Below are 23,992 nucleotides of genomic sequence, written 5' to 3'. Positions count from 1 at the left end.
ATTAAAAAAGATCCTGTTCTAGTGACTTGGCAGGATAGCGAAAAGGCACAGGGCCATCGGCATCACCAACTAAAAACTGCTGAACTCTCGGATCTGGGTCATTCCTAAGCTCTTCAGGTGAGCCTTTGGCAACCACTTTACCGTCGGCCAACAAATATACCCAGTCCGCAATGGACATCACTTCAGGGACGTCATGTGAAACGACGATAGAGGTAAGGTTGAGCGCCATATTTAGAGAGCGAATGAGCTCAACTAAAATCCCCATGGTGATAGGATCCTGCCCAACAAAAGGTTCATCATACATAATAAGATCAGGATCAAGTGCGATCGCTCTGGCCAATGCGGCTCGCCGCGCCATACCACCAGACAACTCACTCGGCATTAACTGAGCGGCCCCTCTTAGGCCAACGGCCTCAAGCTTTAGCAACACTAAGGTTCGTATCAAGGGTTCGGAAAGTTGGGTATGTTCTCGAAGGGGGAAGGCGACATTGTCAAAGACCGTAAGATCGGTGAACAGTGCTCCAGATTGGAACAGCATACTCATTTTTTTTCTTACGTCATATAAACGCTTACGAGATAATGAGGGAATATTATCGCCTTCAAACCATATTTCGCCACGATCTGGATACAATTGCCCACCAATTAGGCGAAGCAATGTTGTTTTACCTATTCCAGATGGCCCCATGATTGCCGTGATCTTCCCTTTAGGCACATGCAATTCAATATCATCGAAGATAACACGTTCACCTCGAGAGAATGACAGTCCTTTCACGGAAACCAAGTCATTGTTTGACATAGTGTTCCTTATCAATAAAGCCTAATCCTTAGAGGCTTTCATCATAATGATCGTAACGCCCAATGAAAACCCTAAAATGACGACGGTTGGAGATAGAGTAGCAAACACATGTGAGTATTCATCACATTTCCAGCCAATAATAGTATGTACATTCATACGGCACTTTGATTCGCCTCTATTATTAGCGTATATGGTTCTGAAACATATTGTCATTTTATTTGTTGATTAGCTTCCATTTTGGATGCTAAACCGTCAAAATTACCCGCCAAATATCTTAGTAAAAGTGAATGGATCTAAAGCATGCTTGAAGCAGTGGTGTTTCTTATAATTGGTCTGGTATTCCTGGTATGGAGTGCAGACAAACTCGTTTATGGTTCCGCAGCATTAGCTCGTAACTTTGGTATATCACCGCTTGTTATCGGTATGACAATCCTTGCTATGGGCTCTTCTGCACCAGAAATGATGGTTTCTGCAACGGCGGCTCTGGAAGGAAAAACAGATACCGCCGTTGGTAACGTTCTTGGCTCAAACATCGCCAACATAGCACTGATCCTTGGTATCACCGCTATGATCAAGCCGCTTTCAATCTCATCTGGCATTTTAAGACGTGAACTCCCGCTCATGATTGCGGTCACACTAATTGCCGGCATTTTACTTTGGGACAGTCACCTAGGTTTTTATGAAGGCATCATTTTATTTGCGTTATTTGGCGCTTTTATTATCGCCATGCTTCATATCAGCAAAGCGGAAAAAGCCAGTGGCGGAGACGTCATGCTTGACGATCAGGAATCTGAGATTCCAGAAGGGGTGAGCAACGGCAAAGCGGCTATGTGGGTGATTATCGGTCTAATTATTCTCCCTATCGCTGCTGACCGCCTCGTTGATAGTGCCGTGACCATTGCACAATTCTTTGGTATGAGCGACCTGGTTATTGGTTTAACCATCATTGCGATTGGCACCAGCTTACCTGAACTCGCGGCTTCTTTGGCTGGTGTGTTAAAAGGCGAAGATGACATGGCCGTCGGTAATATTATTGGCTCTAATGTCTTTAATATTCTTGCAGTCATGGGCATACCTGGCGTATTAAATCCGTCAGTATTGAGCGAATACGCCATGGGTCGTGACTTTTGGGTCATGCTAGGTGTGTCACTGTTACTTGTGATCATGGCACTCGGAAAATCTAGAAGCATCAACCGTCTAGAAGGTTTCATATTATTTGCTTGCTTCCTAGCTTATCAAATCTATCTCATCGCCAATATGGCTGCTTAGGAGTCACATTATGTCTTCATTTGATTATATCGGTTCAGCAAAGCGCGTATTGGATACTGAAATCTTGGCACTACAGAACCTTGAGCATTATATCGATGCTAATTTTGCAGCGGTTTGTCATAGCATTTTGAACCATCAAGGCAAAGTGATTGTCATGGGGATGGGTAAGTCTGGCCATATTGGAAAAAAGATGGCTGCGACCTTTGCTAGTACTGGGACATCCGCCTTTTTCGTACACCCAGGCGAAGCTGCGCATGGTGACTTAGGTATGATTGAAGCTCAAGACCTCGTTATCGCGATTTCTAATTCAGGTGAGTCCCATGAAATCATCAGTCTTTTCCCTGTCTTCAAACGCCTAGGGATCACGACGGTAAGCATGACAGGCAAGCCAACCTCGACAATGGCTAAGCTCTCCGATCATCACTTACAAATCACAGTACCAAAAGAAGCATGCCCACTAGGTCTAGCACCTACATCAAGCTCTACCGCCACTCTTGTCATGGGAGACGCCTTAGCTATCGCCCTGCTTGAAGCGAGAGGGTTTAGTGAAGAAGATTTCGCACTCTCTCACCCTGGTGGTGCGCTTGGTCGTAAGCTATTGCTAAAACTAAGTGACATCATGCACTCTGGAGAGGCATTGCCCTTTGTTACCCCAGAAACACTCATCCGCGATGCCCTGCTAAGAATTACCGAAAAAGGGCTAGGTATGACCGCCGTGGTCAATAAGTCTCGCGAGCTACTGGGTATTTTCACCGATGGCGATTTGCGCCGTATTTTAGATAAACGCATTGATATTCATACCACGAGTATTGGTGAGGTTATGACACTCAACCCAACCACAGCAACGCCAAACATGCTTGCGGCAGAAGGGCTGAATCTAATGCAATCTAAAAATATCAATGGCCTAATTTTACTAGAAGACAACCAGGTTGTTGGGGCGCTCAACATGCACGACTTACTCAAAGCAGGTGTGATGTAATGACTCAAATGACAGAAACACTTTATGGGCCGATAAAAACCACGGTTGTTGAGCAAGCAGCACAAATCCAACTGCTTATTTGTGACGTAGATGGGGTCTTTTCTGATGGCCTTGTCTATATGGGTAATGATGGCGAAGAACTAAAAACCTTCCATACTCGCGATGGATATGGCGTCAAAGCGCTAATGAATGCGGGCATTGAAGTGGCGATCATTACTGGCCGAACGTCACAAATTGTTGAGAACCGAATGAAAGCTTTAGGTATTTCTTTGATTTATCAGGGCCAAGATGACAAGGTTATTGCGTACCAAGATATCTGTAATAAACTCAATATAGCCGCCAACCAAACCGCCTATATCGGTGACGACCTCATTGATTGGCCGGTTATGGAACAAATTGGCTTTAGTGTTTGCGTGGCTGATGGGCACCCATTATTGGCAAGAAAAGCAGACTACGTCACTTCAATACCAGGGGGACGCGGCGCAGTTCGAGAGGTTTGCGATATTATTTTAGAATCCAAAGGACAGCTAGAACTTCATAAAGGTTTGAGTATATGAGTCTATCTCGTACTCTTTATACCCTTTTATTCATCATATCGCTTGGTTGCGCGTATTACCTCTATACCAAAGAGGATACTGGCGTTATTCAAGTTGCACCGAATATTGAACTTCCAGCCTTCAGTGGTAAAGATCTGCTTAACACCTCTTACTCTGATAATGGTGTGCGCAGCTACAGCATTAGCTCCGTCTATCTTGAACATTTTTCGAAAAAAGGCGACACGGTATTTGACCGCCCAGTACTCAAGATCTATGCACAAGGCACCACTCAAGAGTGGGAAATATCGGCAGCAACAGCCATTCTAGATAAACAAGATGTCTTAACGCTCTATGACGACGTCATTGCTAGAAATTTGCTTGATGACTCCGGTTTCGATACTTTATCGACAGACCAGATGAGCATTCAGTTAGACAATCGTGATTTTTGGGCAGATACTAACGTTCTTATGTTAGGCCCACAGTTTGAAACGCGTGGGGATGCGATGAAAGGAAACTTCGCAGACAACCTCGCAGAGCTTTATAAAAAAGTGAATAGTAAATATGAAACTCTCACACCTTAGCCTTGGGCTTTGCCTGATATTACCAGTAGCGGCATACGCACTCTCTACGGATACGGAGCAACCCGTGTATATCGACTCTGACAGTCAGCAACTTGATATGAAAAGCAATCAAGTTACGTTCGTCGGCGATGTAAAACTAAAGCAAGGCAGCATTAATATTAACGCTGACAAAATCATCGTCACCAGAGAAGCAAAAACTGGAGCCCTTCAAGTCATTGAAGGATTTGGTAACTTAGCGACGTTCTCACAATTGACTGACGACGGTAAAACCTTATATGGCGAAGCAAAGACGTTACATTACTCCCTACAAAATGATCAATTGACGATGACGAACCAAGCCATGTTATCTCAAGATGGCAGCATCATTCGCGGCACCAAGATTCGTTATAGAATTTCGTCGCAAAAACTGATTGCCGACGGTAACTCAAATGAACGGGTATCGACCGTTCTTCAACCTCAACAAGCTCAAGAGTAAATATTTCGATTATGGCGCTACTTAAAGCAACTCACTTAGCAAAAAGCTATAAAAATCGAAAGGTCGTTTCTGACGTGAGTCTCTCCGTAGAATCGGGCCAGATTGTCGGCTTACTCGGCCCTAACGGTGCAGGTAAGACGACGTCTTTCTATATGATTGTCGGACTTGTTGCGCGCGATGAAGGTTCTATCACCATTGATGACGAAGACATCAGCATTTTGCCGATGCACAGCCGCGCAAAAATGGGTATAGGCTATCTGCCGCAAGAAGCGTCTATTTTCAGAAAACTCAGTGTTGAACACAACATATTGGCAGTACTGGAAACTCGAAATGAGTTAACGCAAGAAGAGCGTCAAGATCGCTTAGAAGACCTACTTGAAGAGTTTAGTATTCAGCATATTCGCAAAAGTGCCGGTATGGCATTGTCTGGTGGCGAGCGTCGCCGAGTAGAAATAGCCCGAGCATTGGCCGCGAACCCACAGTTTATCTTACTCGATGAACCTTTTGCTGGGGTTGATCCAATCTCGGTTATTGATATTAAAAAAATCATCGAGCATTTAAGAGACCGAGGTCTAGGTGTATTAATCACAGACCATAACGTTCGTGAAACACTGGATGTCTGTGAAAAAGCCTACATCGTCAGCCAAGGACACTTGATCGCCGAAGGAACACCGGAAGATGTTCTCAATAATGAACATGTAAAACAGGTTTATCTCGGAGAACAATTCCGACTATGATTTAATAGTCAGGTAGAACATTTATTAATAGGCCAACAAGACTGCATGAAACCCTCATTACAACTCAAGCTAGGTCAACAGTTAGCAATGACACCACAGTTGCAGCAAGCCATTCGCTTATTGCAACTGTCTACACTCGACCTTCAACAAGAAATTCAAGAAGCTTTGGACTCGAACCCGCTACTTGATGTTGAAGAGTCAGTAGAAGAGACAAGCGCTAATGAAGAAAAGAACAGCCTAGAAAAAAAAGAGGACTCCAGTCTTGAGGCGACAAGCGAGCCAGAGCCTAAAGATAGCTCGGAGCTCATCGAGTCTTCTGAGATAACCAATGATCTAGAAATAGATACCACTTGGGATGATGTCTACAGCGCCAATACAGGCAACACGGGTATTAGCTTAGATGACGACCTACCGATCTACCAAGGCGAAACGACGCAATCACTGCAAGACTACCTTATTTGGCAGCTCGATCTTACGCCATTTTCTGACACCGACCGAGCAATTGCGCTAGCCGTTATAGACGCCATTGACAGCCAAGGCTATCTCACTCAATCGTGTGAAGAGTTACTCGAAAGTGTCGATATCAACGATCTTGAACTTGATGAAGTAGAAGCGGTCCGTAAACGTATTCAGCAATTTGATCCATTAGGTGTTGCATCCGTTAATTTACAAGATTGCCTTTTACTGCAACTGGCCACATTCCCTGAAGACACCCCATGGCTACATGAAGCCAGACTCATTTTAGCGCATCATATTGACCAATTAGGCAATCGTGATTACAAACTCGTGATTAAAGAGACTAAGCTAAAAGAGACAGAGCTTCGAGAAGTCCTACAGCTTATTCAGCAACTCGACCCTCGCCCGGGCAGTAAGATCACACCAGATGAAACCGAGTATGTGGTTCCTGATGTCTCTGTCTTTAAAGACCGTGGTAAGTGGGTGGTACAAATTAACCCAGACAGTGTGCCACGATTAAAGGTCAACCAACAATACGCGCAGCTAGGCATGGGGAATAGCGCGGATAGCCAATACATTCGCTCAAACCTTCAAGAGGCGAAATGGTTAATCAAAAGCCTAGAGAGTCGAAACGAGACTCTGCTCAAAGTCGCAAAGTGCATTGTTGAGCATCAGCATGACTTCTTTGAGTATGGTGAAGAAGCGATGAAACCGATGGTATTGAATGACGTTGCGTTAGCGGTTGATATGCACGAGTCAACAATATCTAGGGTTACAACACAAAAGTATATGCATACACCACGTGGTATTTTTGAACTGAAATATTTCTTTTCAAGTCACGTATCGACAGACAATGGTGGTGAGTGCTCCTCTACCGCTATTCGAGCCCTTATCAAGAAGCTTGTTGCTGGAGAAAATTCAGCCAAGCCATTGAGCGATAGTAAAATCGCAGCTCAGTTAGCTGACCAAGGCATCCAAGTTGCTAGACGGACCATAGCAAAATATCGAGAGTCCTTAGGCATCGCCCCTTCAAGTCAGCGCAAACGCCTACTTTAAGGCCCATAACCAAAAAGGAAAGTCTATGCAAATTCAAATCCAAGGCCACCATGTTGATCTTACTGAGTCAATGCAAGACTACGTTAATAGTAAATTTCAGAAACTAGAACGCTTTTTTGATCATATAAATACCATTCAAGTGATATTACGTGTTGAAAAATTAAATCAGATCGCTGAAGCTACGCTCCACATAAATCAAGCTGAAATTCATGCGACAGCAGAAGACGAGAGTATGTACGCCGCTATAGACTCACTCGTTGATAAGCTTGTCCGACAATTGAATAAGCACAAAGAAAAAATAAGTAATCACTAACATGCAAATAAGTGAAGTATTGACTCTGGACTGCACAAAAAGTGCAGTTCCTTGTACGAGTAAAAAACGCGCCCTCGAAATCATCAGTGAAATTGCCGCTGAACAAACGGGTCAAAGCTCAACAGAATTGTTTGAGTGCATGCTAAACCGCGAAAAAGTCGGCAGTACTGGTATTGGGAATGGTATTGCGATTCCTCACGCACGAATGCAAGATAGCGATAAAGCTGTCGCTATCTTATTGCAGTGCCAAGAGCCTGTTGAGTTTGATTCGATAGATAATCGACCTGTTGATTTGATGTTTGCATTACTAGTTCCTGACGCTCAATGTAAAGAGCACCTTAAGACACTATCGTGCATGGCTGAGCGCTTGAACGATAAAGTTGTACTTAAGCAACTACGTAAAGCCCAAAGTGATCAAGAGCTTTACGACATTATCGTTAGCCACTAATTATACAGAGTCAGAATTATGCGATTGGTTGTTGTAAGTGGGCATTCTGGAGCAGGAAAAAGTGTTGCTCTAAGAGTACTAGAAGACTCTGGTTATTACTGCGTGGATAACCTACCCGTCGATTTACTTGACCATTTTGTTGAGAGTACTCAAGACTCTCAACAAAATGTTGCTGTTAGCATCGATATCAGAAACCTACCAGAGAATCTCAACCAGCTCAGTATCAAGCTTGATGAGTTAGCTAAGCAGCATGACGTAAAAGTGTTGTTTCTCGATGCGACGAAATCGGTTCTTCTTACTCGCTACAGCGAGACAAGACGAATTCACCCACTTTCACAGCAAAAAGAAAAGCTCTCACTCGAGCAAGCGATCGATCTTGAGCACAAACTATTAAAGCCAATCAAAGAACAAGCTGACTACTTAATCGATTCCAGCAAGCGTTCCATTCACGATCTTAGTGAAACTATTCGCATTGAACTAGAAGGCAAAGAAAAGAAAGAACTGGTGATGGTGTTCCAATCATTCGGATTCAAATATGGAATGCCTAACGATGCCGACTACGTTTTTGACGTGCGCTTTCTCCCTAACCCTCACTGGCAACCCGAATTAAGACCACTGACTGGCCTTGACGCGCCTATCAAGTCATTTCTTGAATCACATCCAGAAGTCATTGAATTGAAGTTGCAAATCCAAAACTTCATTGAGCGATGGTTGCCGATGCTAGAGAAAAACAACCGCAGCTACCTAACCGTTGCTATCGGCTGTACAGGGGGAAAACACCGCTCAGTTTATATCACACAACAAATCGGTGAATACTTCGCTCAAAGCGGGCATCAGGTCCAAATACGGCATGCTTCGCTAGAATATCATCAATAGGAACCCTTCATGTCGACATCCCGAACCGTTTTGATTCAGAATCGTTTAGGGTTGCACGCTCGTGCAGCCGTCAAACTCGTCGAACTTGCACAAAGCTTTCATGCAACCGTTACTATCTGTAATCACGAACAAAAAGAAGCGACGGCGGACAGTGTCATGGGGTTACTGATGCTAGAGTCAGCTCAAGGTGAGTTCATCACTATCAAGGCTGATGGAGAACAAGCAGAGCAAGCCCTACAAGCGGTTTGTGAACTGGTTGAGCATCGTTTTGATGAAGATGAGTAAGCCAATTCTTAGCGAGTAAAAATTTCGCATCGCCATTCATACGTTGTTATTAATTAACGTGTAGAATTAGGCTAATATTCAGTACATTAAAGCAGTTAAGTTCAAGGGGTAGCCATGGCAGAGCAAATAGAATTCGACCAAGCTCACCAAACGCTCCAAGAAGTAAGTGAAGCACTAGAAAATGGTCGCTTTGTTTACGTACGCAGACAGCTTCAGGATATGGAACCTGAAGACATTGCTCACCTTCTCGAGGCCTCCCCTCGTAAAAGTCGCGACGTCCTTTGGCAACTCACCGACCCTGAAGACTATGGCGAAATTCTTGATGAATTAAATGAAGACGTCAAAGACAATCTCGTGTCAAAAATGGCACCAGAAAAACTGGCGGAAGCAACTGAAGGCATGGACACCGATGATGTCGCCTATGTCTTACGAAGCTTACCCGATGACGTATCACGCGAAGTATTGTCTCAAATGGACACGGCTGATAGGCAACGTGTAGAGACTGCCCTCTCTTATCCAGAAGACAGCGCCGGCGGTATCATGAATACCGACGTAATTACTATTCGTGGTGATGTGGATGTCGATGTAGTACTTCGCTACCTTCGCATGCGAGGCGAACTACCAGAGGCAACTGACGCTCTCTATGTCATCGACGAAGAGAGCATGCTTATCGGACATTTGTCCCTTAGTACTATTTTAACAACGCAGCCTGATGTAAAAGTTATTGATGTTATGGATGATGCCGACGAGGCTATCCATGTGGAAACCAGCGATTCTGATGTCGCATCTTTATTTGAACGTAGAGACTGGGTATCGGCACCGGTTGTGGATAGTGATCATCACCTTGTTGGTCGTATTACGATCGATGATGTGGTCGATATTATTCGAGAAGACGCCGAGCACTCCATGATGAGTATGGCTGGTATGGACGATGATGAAGATACGTTTGCACCTGTCGTTAAATCCGCAAGGCGTCGAAGTGTGTGGCTTGGTGCTAACGTTCTAGCAGCACTTGCTGCTGCTTCTGTTTCTAATATGTTTGAAGCCACCTTAGAGCAAATGGCCGCTATCGCCGTGCTGATGACTATTGTACCTTCAATGGGAGGGGTTGCAGGGAACCAAACCGTCGCCTTGGTCATTAGAGGTCTGGCATTAGGTCACATTGGTGACAGTAACAAGCGCGAGCTATTACTTAAAGAAGCGGCAATAGGCTTTCTAAACGGCATACTCTGGGCATTAATTATTGGTGGCATTGTCGTGGCGTGGAAAGGAAACTGGATGCTAGGAGGCATTATTTCAGCCGCGATGCTTACCAACTTACTCGTGGCAGGTATTGCTGGGGTAACCATCCCTATTTTCCTGAAGAAACTGAACATTGACCCGGCGCTTGCGGGGGGCATGGCATTGACGACGATTACCGATGTAATCGGTTTATCTGTCTTCCTTGGCTTAGCGACTGTACTCCTCACGTAATCGATTCGCCGCTCTATCCAATGGTAAGCCCCTAGTATTATCGTCATATTAGGGCCTTATCTCTCGACATAGAGCCCAAAAATAAAGATAACACCATAAAAAAACGGAGCCCTATGGGCTCCGTTTTTATTTGAGAACGCTAGTTTAATAGCATTACTTCTTAGCAAGTTTCTCTTTGATACGAGCTGACTTACCAGAACGCTCACGTAGGTAGTACAACTTGGCACGACGTACTGCACCACGGCGTTTAACTTCGATGCTATCAACCATTGGAGAGTGAGTTTGGAACGTACGCTCAACACCTTCACCGTTCGAGATCTTACGAACTGTGAATGCAGAGTGAAGACCACGGTTACGAATAGCGATTACAACGCCTTCGTATGCCTGTAGACGCTCACGGTCACCTTCTTTTACTTTAACCTGAACTACAACAGTGTCACCTGGTGCAAATTTAGGTAGGCCTGATTTCATTTGCTCTTCTTCAAGAGCCTTGATGATGTTACTCATGTTCTTAAATTCCTAGAATAAACTGATACTAAAATAAATAGGTTACTGCTTACTTTTCATCTAAACGATATGCTTTGATAAATTCAGCCAGTAATTGTTCCTGTTCGTCAGTCAGAGCTAGGTTTTCCAGGAGTTCCGGTCTTCTTAGCCAAGTACGGCCCAACGACTGTTGTAGTCGCCAGCGACGAATGTCTTTGTGATTTCCAGACTTTAATACACTCGGTATTTCCAGTCCATCCAGCACGTCAGGGCGCGTGTAATGCGGACAATCCAACAAACCATTTGCAAAAGAATCTTCTTCTGCTGACGCAAAGTCACCCAATACTCCCGGAACAAACCGAGACACTGAATCAATCAACGTCATGGCTGGGATTTCCCCACCCGTCATCACAAAATCTCCGATTGACCATTCTTCGTCAACTTCAGTTTGGATGATGCGCTCATCTACCCCTTCATAGCGACCACATATCAACACTAGGTTGTCGTTCTTCGCTAATTCCTCTACCCCTTGTTGGTCGAGTTTACGACCTTGGGGAGACAGGTAAATCACTTTCGTCTTACCCGGTGATGCAGCTTTGGCAGCTGTAATGGCATCGCGCAAAGGCTGAACCATCATCAACATACCTGGACCACCACCGTAAGGTCTATCATCGACAGTGCGATGCTTGTCATGAGTGAAATCTCGAGGATTCCAAGTCTCAATAGACAATAAACCTTTTTTAACCGCTTGACCTGTTACTCCGTAGTCAGTAACGCTGCGGAACATGTCTGGAAACAGGCTAATTATGCCAACCCACATCTGTTCTCTCGCTCTATTGGTTACCAGCTACTGGATTAGAATCCAGGATCCCAGTCAACTTCGATCCGTCGAGCTTCGCGATCAACATTTTTGATCACTTGCTCTTCAAGGTACGGTACCAACCGTTCCTTTTGCCCGAAAGCATCTTTAAGATTTGCTTTCACTACCAAAACATCATTTGAACCGGTTTCCAACATGTCAGTTACTTCACCTAAGTCGTAACCTTTTGTCGTAAACACTTTCATTCCAAACAATTCACGCCAGTAGAATTCATCTTCTGACAGTTCAGGCAGCACCGCTGGGTCGATTGCGATTTCAAAGTTAGTCAGTAGGTGAGCTTCTTCTCGAACCTCTAAACCTTCTAGTTTACACACCATACCTTTGTTATGGCGCTTCCAACTTTCAACCTTAACCTCAACCCATTTGCCCTTCTGGTTAATATACCAAGGGCTGTAATCAAAAAGGTTTTCAGGATCGTCTGTATAGGAAAAAACTTTCAGCCATCCACGAATGCCATAAGTAGAACCTAATTTACCTACAACAATTCTTTCGCTTTGGTTACTCATCGTGTCTTTACCTTTCATCGACATACTGCTTACTGAGCTAATAATTAAGCCGCTTTTTGAGCGTCTTTAACTAGCTTAGCTACGCGGTCAGAAACTGTAGCGCCTTGGCTAACCCAGTGGTTAACGCGCTCTAGATCTAGACGTAGGCCTTCTTCTTGACCTTGAGCAGTTGGGTTAAAGAAACCTACTTTCTCAATGAAACGACCAGTTGCAGCATTGCGGCTATCCGCTACTACGATTTGATAGAATGGACGCTTCTTCGCGCCGTGACGTGCCAAACGAATGGTTACCATATCGTCCTCTTTGCTTTCTCAATAATAAAAATGACCTCAGAAGTGTTTCTCTTATGAAAAACCTGAGGTCTCGTGCCAAAATAAAGCCCCGGAATTTTACTCTTATTCCGTTTCAATGCAAGGTATTTAGCTATTTTTTCACCAGCACAATCGTGAGCTTAGCAACGTGACTGAGTTAACAGTTTGAAAAATAAGCTCGCTGATAACTAAAATCACAACTCTTCATTGGTTAAATTTCAACCTCACATGTACATCCAGACCGATTGATACGTCGTTATGGTTAAACGAGGACTACTTCACTATCGAGGGGATGATAAAAAGGGTTACGGCCTATGCACGTAACCCTTTTTATCAGTCAAAACGATGGCGCTATTAATAGGTCGTATTTGCTAGTTCATCCCATCGTAAAGCGAGAGTATTAGCGACCAAATGGATTAAAACCACCACCGCCACCACCCATGCCGCCCATCATGCCTTGCATATTACGCATCATGCCGCGCATGCCGCCTTTTTGCATTTTCTTCATCATCTTCTGCATCTGTGTAAACTGCTTAAGTAGACGATTAACATCTTGAACTTGAGTACCAGAACCCGCAGCAATACGCTTTTTACGCGAGCCTTTAATAAGCTCGGGGCGCTGACGCTCTTTCATGGTCATAGAGTTGATGATAGCTTCCATCTGCTTAAACATTTTGTCATCAACTTTATCTTTCACATTATCCGGAACATTGGACATGCCAGGCAGCTTGTCCATCATTCCCATCATGCCACCCATATTTTGCATCTGGCCCAGTTGTTCACGGAAGTCTTCAAGGTCAAAACCTTTCTTTTCCTTGAACTTTTTAGCCATTTTTTCGGCTTTTTCAGTATCGACATTACGCTGTAGATCTTCAATCAGCGACAGCACATCGCCCATACCTAAAATACGCGAGGCTACACGATCAGGATGGAATGGTTCAAGTGCGTCAGTTTTTTCACCCACACCCAAGAATTTAATTGGCTTACCCGTAATATGACGAACCGATAAGGCTGCACCACCACGCGCATCACCATCGACTTTAGTCAGTACGACACCAGTTAATGGCAGCATATCGCCAAACGCCTTTGCGGTATTCGCAGCATCTTGGCCTGTCATCGCATCAACAACGAACAGCGTTTCAATTGGATCGATAGCCGCATGAAGATCGCGGATCTCTTCCATCATTTCATGGTCAACCGCTAGGCGACCCGCCGTATCGACAATCAGAACATCGTAGAATTTCTTCTTGGCATGTTCGATAGCATTATTGGCAATATCAATAGGTTTTTGATCAGCCGATGAAGGAAAGAAATCAACACCCACATCGCCAGCCAGTGTCTCGAGTTGTTTGATCGCAGCAGGGCGATAAACATCCGCAGATACCACGAGAACTTTCTTCTTCTCACGCTCATGGAGCATTTTAGAAAGTTTACCAACACTGGTCGTTTTACCGGCACCTTGCAGACCAGCCATCAAAATAACGGCAGGTGGCTGCGCGGCAAGATCCAAAGCTTCATTTGATTCGCCCATCACGGACTCAAGCTCAGCTTGAACAATCTTAATGAACTCTTGGCCAGGTGTCAGTGACTTCGATACTTCAACACCAACAGCGCGCTCTTTAACGCCTTTGATAAACTCACGAATAACAGGCAGTGCCACGTCCGCTTCTAGAAGCGCCATGCGAACTTCGCGCAACGTGTCTTTAATATTATCTTCGGTCAAGCGACCTTTACCGCTGATGTTCTTCAGCGTTTTGGATAGACGATCCGTTAAATTCTCAAACATTTTTTTCTCTTCGCTTAAAAATTGCGATCAATTATGGTCAGTATACCTTAGCCAGCGATCAGAGTCATACTTAACAAGATCAAATACTAATCAATACTTTTTACATATGGCGTAGCTCATTGGGTCGATGCAGGGTATAATTCAAGCTCTAAACCATAGATTTTTAGGCAAAATGGACAGTTTAATCGCAACTTCTGCAGCCATTTTTTATGCGCTTGCTATCGCTACTATTATCCCAGGCTTGGTTCAACAAGTCGGGATCCGCACGAAAACTGTTCTCACCAGTGCTTCGCTAGCACTGCTGTGTCATGCCTGGTTGCTAAGTGATCTTATCCTAAGTGGCTCAGGACAAAACCTTAGCATCCTAAATGTCGCTTCGCTCATCGGCTTTATCATTTCACTGTTTATGAGTGCTGCGATGATGAAAACACGTATTTGGTTTTTACTGCCTGTCGTCTATAGCTTTGCTGCGATTAATTTATCCGTCGCTGCGTTTGTACCGACCGCCTTCATTACGCACTTAGAGCATAACCCAAAGCTATTACTTCATATTGCTTTAGCACTGTTTTCGTATTCCACGCTATCAATTGGGGCGCTGTACGCCATTCAACTTGCTTGGCTCGATCACAAACTAAAAAATAAGAAAGCGTTGGGCATCAACCCAAACTTACCCCCATTAATGATGGTGGAAAGGCAACTTTTCAAGATCATTTTAATTGGAACCGCTCTACTCAGTGCCACACTGATCACAGGTTTCATCTTTGTCCAAGATATGTTTGCTCAAGGCAAGGCACATAAGGGTATTCTATCATTCATGGCATGGGTGATTTACTCGGTGCTACTTTGGGGTCACTACCATAAGGGATGGCGTGGTAAAAAAGTGACTTGGTTTGCGATTGCAGGCGCAACACTGCTCACCTTGGCGTACTTTGGTAGTCGCTTTGTTCAAGAAATCATACTCAACTAATTCAGAATGACGCTTCGCTCACTGTTATTCAAAAGTAGCATTGACATCAAGCGTCAACTCGCTCATTAATTGACCAATACTATTATTAAAGGAACGGATACGTTTTGGACGACATTTCGACCGGTATTTTATTTGCAGTTCTCGCAGGTCTGATTGTAATTTCCGGCTATTTTTCTGGTTCAGAGACAGGGATGATGTCTTTGAATCGCTATCGACTCAAACATCTCTCAAAAACAGGTCACAAAGGTGCGAAGCGCGTGGAACGATTATTAAATCGTCCAGACCGCCTTATTGGATTGATCCTTATCGGCAATAACCTCGTCAATATTCTCGCATCCGCGATTGCAACCGTTATTGGCTTACGCCTCTACGGTGATGTTGGTGTCGCTATAGCTACAGGGGCCTTGACCCTTGTTATTTTGGTTTTTGCGGAAGTCACGCCAAAAACACTGGCCTCTCTCTATCCCGAGCGAGTGTCCTTCATGAGCAGCATCTTACTTACCATTTTAATGAAAGTACTCTCGCCTCTCGTCATTCTAGTTAACTTCATTACTAACGGATTTATTCGACTACTTGGAATTAAAGCTAACCACAATGATGAAGACCACCTAAGCTCTGAAGAATTACGTACCGTGGTCAATGAAGCTGGCTCGTTAATTCCCAGACGTCACCAAGACATGCTGATTTCTATTTTGGATCTTGAGCATGTCACCGTGAACGACATTATGATTCCGCGTAATGAAATCACCGGCATCAACATCAATGATGACTGGAAGTCTATTGTGCGTCAGCTAACACACTCGCCTCATGGCCGAGTGGTACTTTATCGCGATCAAATCGATGAAGTTGTCGGCATGCTAAGACTCCGTGAGTCTTATCGCCTTATGCTGGAAAAAAATGAATTCACTAAAGAAACCCTGCTACGCAGCGCTGATGAGGTCTACTTTATTCCAGAAGGTACTCCCCTCAACGTACAGATGCTAAAGTTTCAGCGCAATAAACAGCGAATTGGCCTTATCGTCGACGAATATGGCGACATCAACGGCCTTGTAACGTTAGAAGATATTTTAGAAGAGATTGTTGGTGAGTTTACCACTTCAATCGCCCCAACCTTAGCTGAAGAGATTTCTCCACAAGGTGACGGCAGTTTCTTAATCGAAGGCAGCGCCAATATAAGAGATATCAACAAGGGGCTAAAGTGGTCACTTCCCACAGATGGTCCAAGAACGCTTAATGGCTTGATGCTCGAGTACTTAGAGGACATTCCCGAAAGTCACCTTAGCGTAGAAGTAGCTGACCACTTGATGGAAATTGTCGAACTAGAAGAAAACCGAATCAAGATGGTTAAGGTATTTCCGAAAAATCATCAAGCTTAATAGACATAGCTTCTACCTAACGAAAAAACGGCTCATCAAAGAGCCGTTTTTTCGTTACCAGTTACCAGAGAAGGGAATCAGTTGATGTTTGGTCCAAGCCATTTTTCAGCTTCAACTCTATCCCAACCTTTGCGATCGGCATAACTCAACAATTGATCTTCTTGAATTTGAGCTATCGCAAAATAACGTGAATCTGGATGCGAGAAATACCAACCAGACACCGATGCTCCAGGCCACATCGCATAGCTTGTCGTTAACGACATATTGATCGATTCTTCCACTTGAAGTAAATCCCAAAGCGGTCCTTTCTCAGTATGCTCTGGACACGCAGGATAACCTGGTGCAGGTCGAATACCTTGGTATTTTTCACGAATAAGATCTTCATTATCTAATGACTCATCGGGAGCATAGCCCCAAATGTCTTTACGAACACGAACATGCAAGTATTCCGCAAACGCTTCTGCCAGCCTGTCAGCAACGGCCTGAATCATAATCGCGTTATAATCATCACCATTGGCTTTATATTCATCGGCTAACTCTCGCTCTCCAATCCCACCAGTTACCGCAAAAGCACCAATCCAGTCTTGCTTGCCACTATTTTTCGGCGCAATGTAATCAGAAAGACAGTAGTTATAACCTTTCGGCTTCTTAGTCTGTTGCCTTAGATTGCACAGTAACTGTTTAACTTCGGTTCGAGATTCATCGGTATACACTTCAATATCATCATCGACACTTGCTGCAGGGAATAAACCGCAGATGCCTCGCGCTTTAAGTAGCCCTTCTTTTTCGACGCGATCAAGCATGTCATTCGCATCTTTAAATAATCGCTTCGCCTCTTCTCCCACTTCTTCATGTTCAAAGATTTTCGGGTATTTACCCATTAGCGTCCACGTCATGAAAAATGGCGTCCAATCGATATATTCGCGCAACGTCGCAACATCAAAGTCATCAAAAATATGGATGCCAGGCTTTAATGGCGCGGGAGGTGTATAGTTATCCCAATCAATCGCGACTTTATTATCTCTTGCTTGCTCAAGCGTAACGGGCGCTGTTCTAGGCTTCTTACGGTTATGCTGATCACGAACACGTTCATAATCGACATCAAGCTTGCTAACAAAATCAGGCTTCAGCTCGTTTGACAATAATGAAGTACACACGCCCACAGCTCGTGATGCATTGTTAACATAGACGACAGGTTGACTGTAGTTTTGTTCAATTTTGACGGCGGTATGGGCTTTAGAGGTGGTAGCGCCACCGATGAGCAATGGTAAGTCAAAACCCTGCCGCTCCATTTCTTTGGCGACATGCACCATTTCATCTAGCGATGGGGTAATCAATCCTGATAGACCAATAATATCGACGTTCTCTTCCTTCGCTACCTTCAGGATTTTTTCACACGGCACCATGACGCCTAGATCAATAATCTCATAGTTATTACATTGCAGTACCACACCGACAATGTTCTTACCGATGTCGTGAACATCGCCTTTTACAGTAGCAAGCAATATTTTACCGTTAGTAGAGCCTGCTTCTTTCATGGCATTAATGAAAGGTTCTAAATGCGCTACAGCTTGTTTCATTACTCGAGCAGACTTCACGACTTGAGGTAGGAACATTTTTCCTTCACCAAACAGGTCTCCCACAACATTCATGCCATCCATTAACGGACCTTCAATGACATGTAGTGGTTTTTCGGCATTAATGCGCGCTTCTTCGGTATCCTCAACAATATACTCGGTAATGCCTTTAACCAGGGCATGCTCTAAACGTTTTTCGACCGACCAAGTACGCCATTCAAGTGCGCTGGCATCTTCTTCCTTACCAACGCCTTTCCCTGCATACTCTGCCGCAATATCAAGTAGCCTTTCGGTACCATCATCACGACGGTTCAATACCACATCTTCAACCGCTTCACGGAGCTTATCCGGAACATTGTCGTAAATTTCTAATTGACCTGCGTTCACAATGCCCATATCCATACCATTTTTAAAACAGTGGTAAAGGAACACAGCATGAATCGCTTCACGAACATAATTGTTGCCACGGAACGAGAACGAAACGTTCGAAACACCGCCTGAAATCATGGCGTGAGGCAGATCTCGTTTGATATCTGCGACGGCTTCAATAAAATCGACGGCATAATTGTTATGCTCATCAATACCCGTCGCAACAGCGAATATATTGGGGTCAAAAATAATATCTTCCGGCGGGAAGCCGACTTCATCCACCAGCACACGATAAGCTTCAGTACAAATTTCAATTTTTCTTTCGCGTGTATCCGCTTGGCCCACTTCATCAAATGCCATCACAATGACAGCTGCGCCATAACGACGAATCAGCTTAGCTTGCGCGACAAATTTTTCCTTGCCTTCTTTTAACGAAATCGAGTTAACGATCCCTTTACCTTGGATGCATTTCAATCCCGCCTCAATTACTTCCCACTTAGAGGAGTCGACCATAATCGGCACTTTAGAGATTTCAGGCTCTGACGCACAAAGATTTAAAAATCGCACCATACAGGCTTCGGCATCCAACATACCTTCATCCATATTGATATCGATGATCTGTGCACCGTTTTCAACTTGCTGCCTAGCGACTTCAAGTGCTTCATCATAGAGCTCTTCTTTGATAAGACGCTTAAAACGAGCAGAGCCTGTCACATTGGTTCGCTCACCAACGTTAATAAACAAGCTGTCTTTTTCTATGGTCAGTGGCTCAAGACCTGACAGTCTACATGCAACAGGAATATCAGGTAATGGGCGAGGCGTTACACCTTCCACGGCTAGCGCCATCTGACGAATATGTTCAGGGGTGGTTCCACAACATCCCCCGACTAGGTTTAGAAAGCCACTTTGTGCCCATTCACCAATGTGCTCAGCCATGTCTTCAGGCGATAAATCATACTCGCCAAATGCGTTAGGAAGACCAGCGTTAGGGTGAGCAGAAATATAGCCTTCACCAATACGGGAAATTTCTTGTACGTATTGACGTAGTTCATCAGGGCCTAGCGCGCAGTTAAGGCCAAACGAGATAGGATTGACATGACGCAATGCGTTATAAAAAGCTTCGGTGGTTTGTCCGGATAACGTACGTCCAGACGCATCGGTGATGGTGCCCGAAATCATAATAGGCAAATCGATATCGAGCTCTTCAAGTACCGTTTCAACCGCAAATGCACAAGCCTTAGCATTCAGCGTATCAAATACAGTTTCGATAAGAATAAGATCCGAACCACCTTTAATCAGTGCTCGTGTTGATTCAGAGTACGCCACAACGAGCTCATCAAATGAGACATTACGATAACCAGGGTCATTCACGTCAGGAGAAATTGAACATGTTCGGTTTGTTGGACCTAAAACCCCAGCGACAAACCTTGGTTTGTCTGGATTTTTTGCCGTCCACTCATCGGCAACCTCACGAGCAAGGCGTGCCGCTTCAAAGTTAATCTCATCACTTAGAGATTCCATGTCATAATCGGCCATCGCTATCGTGGTGGCGTTAAATGTATTGGTTTCAAGGATATCGGCACCAGCCTCTAAATAAGCACCGTGGATTTCTTTGATAAGATCAGGTTGAGATAAAACCAGAAGATCATTATTACCTTTAAGATCGGATGGCCAATCAGCAAAACGTTCTCCTCGATAATCGGCTTCTTCCAACTTATAGCCTTGAATCATCGTCCCCATCCCACCATCAATCAGTAGGATGCGTTTTTTCAATTGAGTCTCAATCACTTGTCTAATGCTGCTTACCACAATACTGCCTCGTTCCTTGCTGTTGTAGCCATCCTATCATAGTAACTTTAGAAATCTAGACGTCTAAAATAACTTTTGAGTGCTTTATTTCCAACCAAACTAACCAAGTCCAATCTCTCTCGCAACCTTTTCGTTACTTCCCATGTCATAACAAGAATAAAAATAAAATTCAGGCAAAGAAAGTCATTCAATGACCAAACGTTCTATACCTAAAAGGTATGAATTTTCAATTAGTGATTGATCTTCACTCACGACAGGAACAAAATCCCATTCACAATTTATTACAATTAAGGTGATTTAATGTCCGTTTATCAGACACTCTGTTTTTTGTCTGCGGCAGCCATGCTGATTGCATTCATCAATAGTAAGATCGGTAAAATGCAAACCACCATCGCAATTACTGCGGGAGCCATGATACTTTCTTTGATGATTCTCATTGGAGGACAAAACGGTTGGTTCGATCTAACGGGTGTCGCCTCTAAAATGGTCGCCAATATTAATTTTGAAGACTTTCTTCTCAAAGGTATTTTAGGCTTTCTTCTGTTCGCCGGTGGCCTAGGCATCAAATTGCCCCACCTGAAAGATCAACGGTGGGAGATCACCGTATTGGCATTAGGCGCGACATTATTTTCAACCTTTTTTATTGGCACTGTTCTTTATGGCTTCTGTCAGTTTATTGGCGTGCCATTTGACCTAATTTACTGCTTACTCTTTGGCGCGCTTATCTCCCCGACCGATCCTATCGCCGTGTTAGCCATTGTAAAAAAACTGGATGCGCCTGAGCGAATTTCAACACAAGTAGAGGGCGAATCTCTATTCAACGATGGCTTTGGCTTAGTGATTTTCGTTACGTTATACACCATTGCCTTTGGCAACGAAGCTCCTAGTTTGACTGGCGTGTCCTTACTCTTCTTGCAAGAGGCCGTCGGCGGCATTGTTTATGGCTTCTTACTTGGTCTACTGTTTCATTATCTAATAAGTGCAACAGATGACCACTCAATGGAATTATTGCTTACCATTGGCATTCCGACTGCAGGTTATGCCTTCGCTGATGTCCTACACGTCTCTGGCCCACTATCCATGGTGGTATCAGGTATCATGATTGGCAACTGGACTCGCTATATTGGTTTTTCAAAAGAATCAGAAGAGCACCTTGACCATTTCTGGGAATTGGTCGATGAATTTTTAAATGGCGTGCTGTTCCTATTGATTGGTATGTCGATGCTCCTATTTCAATTCCATGAAGAAGATTGGATTCTGATGGCTTTCTCCATTCCACTGGTATTAGGAGCCCGGTATTTGAGTGTGGCACTTTCTTACGTCGGTTTTAAGCGCTTTAGGCGCTACAACCCATGGTCGATAAGAATACTCACTTGGGGCGGTTTAAGGGGAGGACTAGCGCTTGCTATGGCATTATCAATACCAGCAGGGGTGTGGGTAATTGAAGATAAACTCATCGACGTGAAAGAGATTATCCTCGTCATGACGTACTCTGTGGTTGTGTTCTCGATTTTAATCCAAGGCTCAACTATTACCCCTATGATTGAAAAAGCCAAGTTAGCAGAAAAAGCCATGGCGAATAAAGATTCGACTCCAACTGATATTTCATCAGATAAGACTGAGTAGTACATTCTATTTCAATGAATTCAGGGAGCAGAAATGACGGATAATCTTTGTTAACTCCGTTCTGCTCTCTCTGCTCCCTCTGTAACAAGCGATAAATACAACCGAGAGAGCTGTAGAGGCCGATACCAGCACCAACCCTAACCACCCTATACCCCATTAACCAGAACCCAATGGTGAAGCTAGAAAGTGGCAAAGCGATAAGGTACTGAATAAAGAAGAAATACGACGGGGATAACGAAAGCGCACCAAGCCCCCTTAGAGCAGCACGATGCAAAACTATCAGGTGTAAAACCATAAAATGCAAAAAAGGCCTCATCTTTCGATGAGGCCTTTTTCTAAAGTGGCTCCCCTTGCAAGACTTGAACTTGCGACATACGGATTAACAGTCCGCCGTTCTACCAACTGAACTAAAGGGGAATTATCTGTGTCAACATCAGGTCCTAAGACCATTATTTGTTAAGCACCAAATAATGGTGCCTCGAGGCGGAATCGAACCACCGACACGAGGATTTTCAATCCTCTGCTCTACCGACTGAGCTATCGAGGCAAAAGAATGGTGCCGACTACCGGAGTCGAACTGGTGACCTACTGATTACAAGTCAGTTGCTCTACCTACTGAGCTAAGTCGGCACACTAAATTCTTTATGCTTCTGTTCGTGCTGCAAATCTTTACTAAAAATCGTTGGCACCAACAAATCAAATTGTGGTGCCCGGAGGCGGAATCGAACCACCGACACGAGGATTTTCAATCCTCTGCTCTACCGACTGAGCTATCCGGGCAACGGGGCGCTATTAAACGGATTTTCCGCTCTCCCGTCAACAGGTTTTTTAAAAAAACTTCAAAAAACCGTTTAAGCGCTGCATTTTTCAGCAAAAGTAACTATTAACCCTTTCCTGCGTTAAAATCCTTTTTGAATTTTGTTACTTTTTCTAAGTATCTGCGTGATTCGGAATTTGGATGTTTTTTTGTTAATGCCCAATAAACTTGGTTAGGTTGCAGAGAGTTCAAATCATTCATTGCCCGCTTTCTATCTTTACTGAACGTATTCAGTACTCCACCGGTTCCTCCGTTGTAAGCTGAGATCATGCTGTACTCTAGCGATGTAGGATGACGAACCGCCTTTAGGTAGCGATTTTTAAGGATATAAAAGTAAGCCGTACCCGTATCTATATTCTGCTCAGGATTAAAAAGGTACTCCGGTGATGGCTCACCAGGCTTATTCTTAACCAGTTTAAATACGTCTCGCCCGGCTGTTTTAGGCACCACTTGCATCAAGCCATACGCATTGGCCCAACTTACCGCATAGGGATTAAAGCTACTTTCTGTTTTAATGATGGCGTATATGAGGTCTTCTGGAATGTCATATTTGAGCGATGCGCGCCTAACGATATCGGCATATTGATAACTTCGCTTGCTCGCATGGTCTTTTACCATGGGGATTTCTACGTAGTACGCTTTTTTATAATCGACATTTTTTGTTTTGACTTTATTGGCGATAAGGTAGTCCGCAAAGCGACTCGCGCGCCATGACCATTGCATCGGCTTTTGTTCTTGATCGACAACTTGATTATAGAGAAAAGGCTGCCCCTCAAGCTTAATACTGCGAGACGAGAATAAATCGACACTCGCGGGATCATCTGGGGTAAGCAAAGTCGTCACGATCGCGTTTTTAAGATGCTTTTCTGGTTCGGTCGGGGAAACGGTTTCAATGGTTATTACCCCCTTACTAAAATCCACCTCTGCGCGACTCAGGTAATTATCAATGTACTTAACGTAGTTGCTTTTCCCTGCCACTTTAATCTCACTGCTGCCCCAGCGCTTTTCGATATTGCCATTGAAGCTACCAATTAAAGCATCCATCGCCTTGGTATCTTTAAGATACTGCCCTGGAAGTTCAGCAAGATTTTTGGCAAAGCGATTGGTCGGCTCATAATTAACATCGTAAATTTTTTCAATAAATTCACGGCTGCAACCCACCAGCAGTATCGGTACCAAGAAGTAAATCAGTTTTTTCATAG

Annotated in this window: 23 protein-coding genes and 4 tRNA genes; 15 read left to right on the top strand and 12 right to left on the bottom strand. The window is 44.1% G+C overall.

Annotated elements, in window-relative coordinates:
• Nucleotide 1: 1 nt before the first annotated feature.
• Nucleotides 2-796, bottom strand: coding sequence for a phospholipid ABC transporter ATP-binding protein MlaF (gene mlaF, locus L4D05_RS00315; RefSeq protein WP_428750297.1), 795 nt, complete (start codon nucleotides 794-796; stop codon nucleotides 2-4).
• 300 nt (nucleotides 797-1,096) lie between these two features.
• Here mlaF and L4D05_RS00310 point away from each other — a divergent pair, with 300 nt between their 5' ends.
• From L4D05_RS00310 to mgtE, 12 genes are all read left to right on the top strand, one after another.
• On the top strand, nucleotides 1,097-2,065 hold the full coding sequence (locus L4D05_RS00310) for a calcium/sodium antiporter (RefSeq protein WP_428750295.1): 969 nt from the start codon (nucleotides 1,097-1,099) through the stop codon (nucleotides 2,063-2,065).
• A gap of 10 nt (nucleotides 2,066-2,075) precedes the next feature.
• The gene (locus L4D05_RS00305; RefSeq protein ID WP_428792725.1) at nucleotides 2,076-3,044 is read left to right on the top strand and encodes a KpsF/GutQ family sugar-phosphate isomerase; all 969 of its coding nucleotides are present in this window, start codon (nucleotides 2,076-2,078) and stop codon (nucleotides 3,042-3,044) included.
• Nucleotides 3,044-3,601, top strand: coding sequence for a 3-deoxy-manno-octulosonate-8-phosphatase KdsC (kdsC, locus tag L4D05_RS00300; RefSeq protein WP_428750293.1), 558 nt, complete (start codon nucleotides 3,044-3,046; stop codon nucleotides 3,599-3,601). Before L4D05_RS00305 ends, kdsC begins: the two co-directional genes overlap by 1 nt.
• Complete coding sequence (lptC, locus tag L4D05_RS00295) at nucleotides 3,598-4,161, top strand: LPS export ABC transporter periplasmic protein LptC (protein ID WP_428792724.1); 564 nt, start codon at nucleotides 3,598-3,600, stop codon at nucleotides 4,159-4,161. The genes kdsC and lptC overlap by 4 nt, the downstream gene beginning before the upstream one ends.
• Nucleotides 4,142-4,636 (top strand): lipopolysaccharide transport periplasmic protein LptA, encoded by a 495-nt coding sequence (gene lptA, locus L4D05_RS00290; RefSeq protein ID WP_428750291.1) that lies wholly within the window; start codon nucleotides 4,142-4,144, stop codon nucleotides 4,634-4,636. The genes lptC and lptA overlap by 20 nt, the downstream gene beginning before the upstream one ends.
• 11 nt (nucleotides 4,637-4,647) lie before the next feature.
• On the top strand, nucleotides 4,648-5,373 hold the full coding sequence (gene lptB / locus L4D05_RS00285) for an LPS export ABC transporter ATP-binding protein (RefSeq protein WP_428750290.1): 726 nt from the start codon (nucleotides 4,648-4,650) through the stop codon (nucleotides 5,371-5,373).
• A gap of 45 nt (nucleotides 5,374-5,418) precedes the next feature.
• Nucleotides 5,419-6,885 carry an RNA polymerase factor sigma-54 gene (locus tag L4D05_RS00280; RefSeq protein ID WP_428750289.1) on the top strand — a complete coding sequence of 489 codons (1,467 nt, stop codon included), beginning with the start codon at nucleotides 5,419-5,421 and terminating at the stop codon, nucleotides 6,883-6,885.
• A gap of 25 nt (nucleotides 6,886-6,910) precedes the next feature.
• Nucleotides 6,911-7,198: a ribosome hibernation promoting factor gene (gene hpf / locus L4D05_RS00275; protein ID WP_265676343.1), complete on the top strand. Its 288-nt coding sequence runs from the start codon at nucleotides 6,911-6,913 to the stop codon at nucleotides 7,196-7,198.
• Nucleotide 7,199: 1 nt separating this feature from the next.
• Complete coding sequence (ptsN, locus tag L4D05_RS00270; protein ID WP_428750288.1) at nucleotides 7,200-7,646, top strand: PTS IIA-like nitrogen regulatory protein PtsN; 447 nt, start codon at nucleotides 7,200-7,202, stop codon at nucleotides 7,644-7,646.
• An 18-nt stretch (nucleotides 7,647-7,664) separates the two neighbouring features.
• A complete protein-coding gene (gene rapZ, locus L4D05_RS00265) occupies nucleotides 7,665-8,522 on the top strand; it encodes an RNase adapter RapZ (protein ID WP_428750287.1) in 858 nt (285 codons plus the stop codon).
• A gap of 9 nt (nucleotides 8,523-8,531) precedes the next feature.
• A complete protein-coding gene (locus L4D05_RS00260) occupies nucleotides 8,532-8,807 on the top strand; it encodes an HPr family phosphocarrier protein (RefSeq protein WP_428750286.1) in 276 nt (91 codons plus the stop codon).
• Nucleotides 8,808-8,921: 114 nt separating this feature from the next.
• Nucleotides 8,922-10,280 carry a magnesium transporter gene (gene mgtE / locus L4D05_RS00255; RefSeq protein ID WP_265676347.1) on the top strand — a complete coding sequence of 453 codons (1,359 nt, stop codon included), beginning with the start codon at nucleotides 8,922-8,924 and terminating at the stop codon, nucleotides 10,278-10,280.
• A 153-nt stretch (nucleotides 10,281-10,433) separates the two neighbouring features.
• On the opposite strand, the gene rplS is transcribed toward mgtE, so the two are convergent.
• The 5 genes from rplS to ffh all read right to left on the bottom strand — a co-directional run bounded on the left by rplS (nucleotide 10,434) and on the right by ffh (nucleotide 14,249).
• Nucleotides 10,434-10,787: a 50S ribosomal protein L19 gene (gene rplS, locus L4D05_RS00250; protein ID WP_006074418.1), complete on the bottom strand. Its 354-nt coding sequence runs from the start codon at nucleotides 10,785-10,787 to the stop codon at nucleotides 10,434-10,436.
• Nucleotides 10,788-10,836: 49 nt separating this feature from the next.
• Nucleotides 10,837-11,586: a tRNA (guanosine(37)-N1)-methyltransferase TrmD gene (gene trmD / locus L4D05_RS00245; RefSeq protein ID WP_428750285.1), complete on the bottom strand. Its 750-nt coding sequence runs from the start codon at nucleotides 11,584-11,586 to the stop codon at nucleotides 10,837-10,839.
• Nucleotides 11,587-11,621: 35 nt separating this feature from the next.
• The gene (gene rimM / locus L4D05_RS00240) at nucleotides 11,622-12,176 is read right to left on the bottom strand and encodes a ribosome maturation factor RimM (protein WP_265676350.1); all 555 of its coding nucleotides are present in this window, start codon (nucleotides 12,174-12,176) and stop codon (nucleotides 11,622-11,624) included.
• Between the two features lie 20 nt (nucleotides 12,177-12,196).
• Nucleotides 12,197-12,445, bottom strand: a complete 249-nt coding sequence (gene rpsP / locus L4D05_RS00235; RefSeq protein ID WP_250615891.1) for a 30S ribosomal protein S16 — start codon at nucleotides 12,443-12,445, stop codon at nucleotides 12,197-12,199.
• 418 nt (nucleotides 12,446-12,863) lie between these two features.
• Nucleotides 12,864-14,249, bottom strand: coding sequence for a signal recognition particle protein (ffh, locus tag L4D05_RS00230; protein ID WP_428792723.1), 1,386 nt, complete (start codon nucleotides 14,247-14,249; stop codon nucleotides 12,864-12,866).
• A gap of 172 nt (nucleotides 14,250-14,421) precedes the next feature.
• On the opposite strand from ffh, the gene L4D05_RS00225 reads away from it, so the two are divergent.
• Both L4D05_RS00225 and L4D05_RS00220 read left to right on the top strand, forming a co-directional pair.
• Nucleotides 14,422-15,216, top strand: a complete 795-nt coding sequence (locus L4D05_RS00225) for a cytochrome C assembly family protein (protein ID WP_428792722.1) — start codon at nucleotides 14,422-14,424, stop codon at nucleotides 15,214-15,216.
• 104 nt (nucleotides 15,217-15,320) lie between these two features.
• Nucleotides 15,321-16,592 carry an HlyC/CorC family transporter gene (locus L4D05_RS00220; protein ID WP_428792721.1) on the top strand — a complete coding sequence of 424 codons (1,272 nt, stop codon included), beginning with the start codon at nucleotides 15,321-15,323 and terminating at the stop codon, nucleotides 16,590-16,592.
• A gap of 77 nt (nucleotides 16,593-16,669) precedes the next feature.
• On the opposite strand, the gene metH is transcribed toward L4D05_RS00220, so the two are convergent.
• Nucleotides 16,670-20,347 carry a methionine synthase gene (metH, locus tag L4D05_RS00215; protein WP_428792720.1) on the bottom strand — a complete coding sequence of 1,226 codons (3,678 nt, stop codon included), beginning with the start codon at nucleotides 20,345-20,347 and terminating at the stop codon, nucleotides 16,670-16,672.
• A gap of 300 nt (nucleotides 20,348-20,647) precedes the next feature.
• Between metH and L4D05_RS00210 the strand changes: the two genes are divergently transcribed.
• Nucleotides 20,648-21,973, top strand: coding sequence for a cation:proton antiporter (locus L4D05_RS00210; RefSeq protein WP_428750280.1), 1,326 nt, complete (start codon nucleotides 20,648-20,650; stop codon nucleotides 21,971-21,973).
• Between the two features lie 341 nt (nucleotides 21,974-22,314).
• Here the strand turns inward: L4D05_RS00210 and L4D05_RS00205 are convergent.
• The 5 genes from L4D05_RS00205 to mltC all read right to left on the bottom strand — a co-directional run bounded on the left by L4D05_RS00205 (nucleotide 22,315) and on the right by mltC (nucleotide 23,990).
• Nucleotides 22,315-22,390, bottom strand: a tRNA-Asn gene (locus tag L4D05_RS00205).
• 54 nt (nucleotides 22,391-22,444) lie between these two features.
• Nucleotides 22,445-22,520: transfer RNA gene (locus L4D05_RS00200), tRNA-Phe, on the bottom strand.
• 7 nt (nucleotides 22,521-22,527) lie between these two features.
• Nucleotides 22,528-22,603: transfer RNA gene (locus tag L4D05_RS00195), tRNA-Thr, on the bottom strand.
• 74 nt (nucleotides 22,604-22,677) lie between these two features.
• A tRNA-Phe gene (locus L4D05_RS00190) sits at nucleotides 22,678-22,753 on the bottom strand.
• Between the two features lie 103 nt (nucleotides 22,754-22,856).
• Complete coding sequence (mltC, locus tag L4D05_RS00185) at nucleotides 22,857-23,990, bottom strand: membrane-bound lytic murein transglycosylase MltC (RefSeq protein ID WP_428750279.1); 1,134 nt, start codon at nucleotides 23,988-23,990, stop codon at nucleotides 22,857-22,859.
• Between the last annotated feature and the right edge of the window lie 2 nt (nucleotides 23,991-23,992).

The organism is Vibrio nomapromontoriensis (assembly GCF_050337205.1).
Classification (GTDB): domain Bacteria; phylum Pseudomonadota; class Gammaproteobacteria; order Enterobacterales; family Vibrionaceae; genus Vibrio; species Vibrio nomapromontoriensis.
The sequence above is the reverse complement of the archived record's forward strand: the minus strand, read 5'-3'. Positions and strand labels throughout refer to the sequence as shown.

What these genes read in the sequence shown, in the direction of transcription:
- mgtE (WP_265676347.1), top strand. Translation starts at nt 8,922, where the DNA reads ATGGCAGAGCAAATAGAATTCGACCAAGCTCACCAAACGCTCCAAGAA.
- rapZ (WP_428750287.1), top strand. Translation starts at nt 7,665, where the DNA reads ATGCGATTGGTTGTTGTAAGTGGGCATTCTGGAGCAGGAAAAAGTGTT.
- L4D05_RS00210 (WP_428750280.1), top strand. Translation starts at nt 20,648, where the DNA reads ATGTCCGTTTATCAGACACTCTGTTTTTTGTCTGCGGCAGCCATGCTG.
- ffh (WP_428792723.1), bottom strand. Translation starts at nt 14,249, where the DNA reads ATGTTTGAGAATTTAACGGATCGTCTATCCAAAACGCTGAAGAACATC.
- kdsC (WP_428750293.1), top strand. Translation starts at nt 3,044, where the DNA reads ATGACTCAAATGACAGAAACACTTTATGGGCCGATAAAAACCACGGTT.
- trmD (WP_428750285.1), bottom strand. Translation starts at nt 11,586, where the DNA reads ATGTGGGTTGGCATAATTAGCCTGTTTCCAGACATGTTCCGCAGCGTT.
- mltC (WP_428750279.1), bottom strand. Translation starts at nt 23,990, where the DNA reads ATGAAAAAACTGATTTACTTCTTGGTACCGATACTGCTGGTGGGTTGC.
- ptsN (WP_428750288.1), top strand. Translation starts at nt 7,200, where the DNA reads ATGCAAATAAGTGAAGTATTGACTCTGGACTGCACAAAAAGTGCAGTT.
- L4D05_RS00305 (WP_428792725.1), top strand. Translation starts at nt 2,076, where the DNA reads ATGTCTTCATTTGATTATATCGGTTCAGCAAAGCGCGTATTGGATACT.
- rpsP (WP_250615891.1), bottom strand. Translation starts at nt 12,445, where the DNA reads ATGGTAACCATTCGTTTGGCACGTCACGGCGCGAAGAAGCGTCCATTC.
- hpf (WP_265676343.1), top strand. Translation starts at nt 6,911, where the DNA reads ATGCAAATTCAAATCCAAGGCCACCATGTTGATCTTACTGAGTCAATG.
- lptB (WP_428750290.1), top strand. Translation starts at nt 4,648, where the DNA reads ATGGCGCTACTTAAAGCAACTCACTTAGCAAAAAGCTATAAAAATCGA.
- mlaF (WP_428750297.1), bottom strand. Translation starts at nt 796, where the DNA reads ATGTCAAACAATGACTTGGTTTCCGTGAAAGGACTGTCATTCTCTCGA.
- rplS (WP_006074418.1), bottom strand. Translation starts at nt 10,787, where the DNA reads ATGAGTAACATCATCAAGGCTCTTGAAGAAGAGCAAATGAAATCAGGC.
- L4D05_RS00310 (WP_428750295.1), top strand. Translation starts at nt 1,097, where the DNA reads ATGCTTGAAGCAGTGGTGTTTCTTATAATTGGTCTGGTATTCCTGGTA.
- L4D05_RS00280 (WP_428750289.1), top strand. Translation starts at nt 5,419, where the DNA reads ATGAAACCCTCATTACAACTCAAGCTAGGTCAACAGTTAGCAATGACA.
- L4D05_RS00260 (WP_428750286.1), top strand. Translation starts at nt 8,532, where the DNA reads ATGTCGACATCCCGAACCGTTTTGATTCAGAATCGTTTAGGGTTGCAC.
- L4D05_RS00225 (WP_428792722.1), top strand. Translation starts at nt 14,422, where the DNA reads ATGGACAGTTTAATCGCAACTTCTGCAGCCATTTTTTATGCGCTTGCT.
- rimM (WP_265676350.1), bottom strand. Translation starts at nt 12,176, where the DNA reads ATGTCGATGAAAGGTAAAGACACGATGAGTAACCAAAGCGAAAGAATT.
- lptA (WP_428750291.1), top strand. Translation starts at nt 4,142, where the DNA reads ATGAAACTCTCACACCTTAGCCTTGGGCTTTGCCTGATATTACCAGTA.
- lptC (WP_428792724.1), top strand. Translation starts at nt 3,598, where the DNA reads ATGAGTCTATCTCGTACTCTTTATACCCTTTTATTCATCATATCGCTT.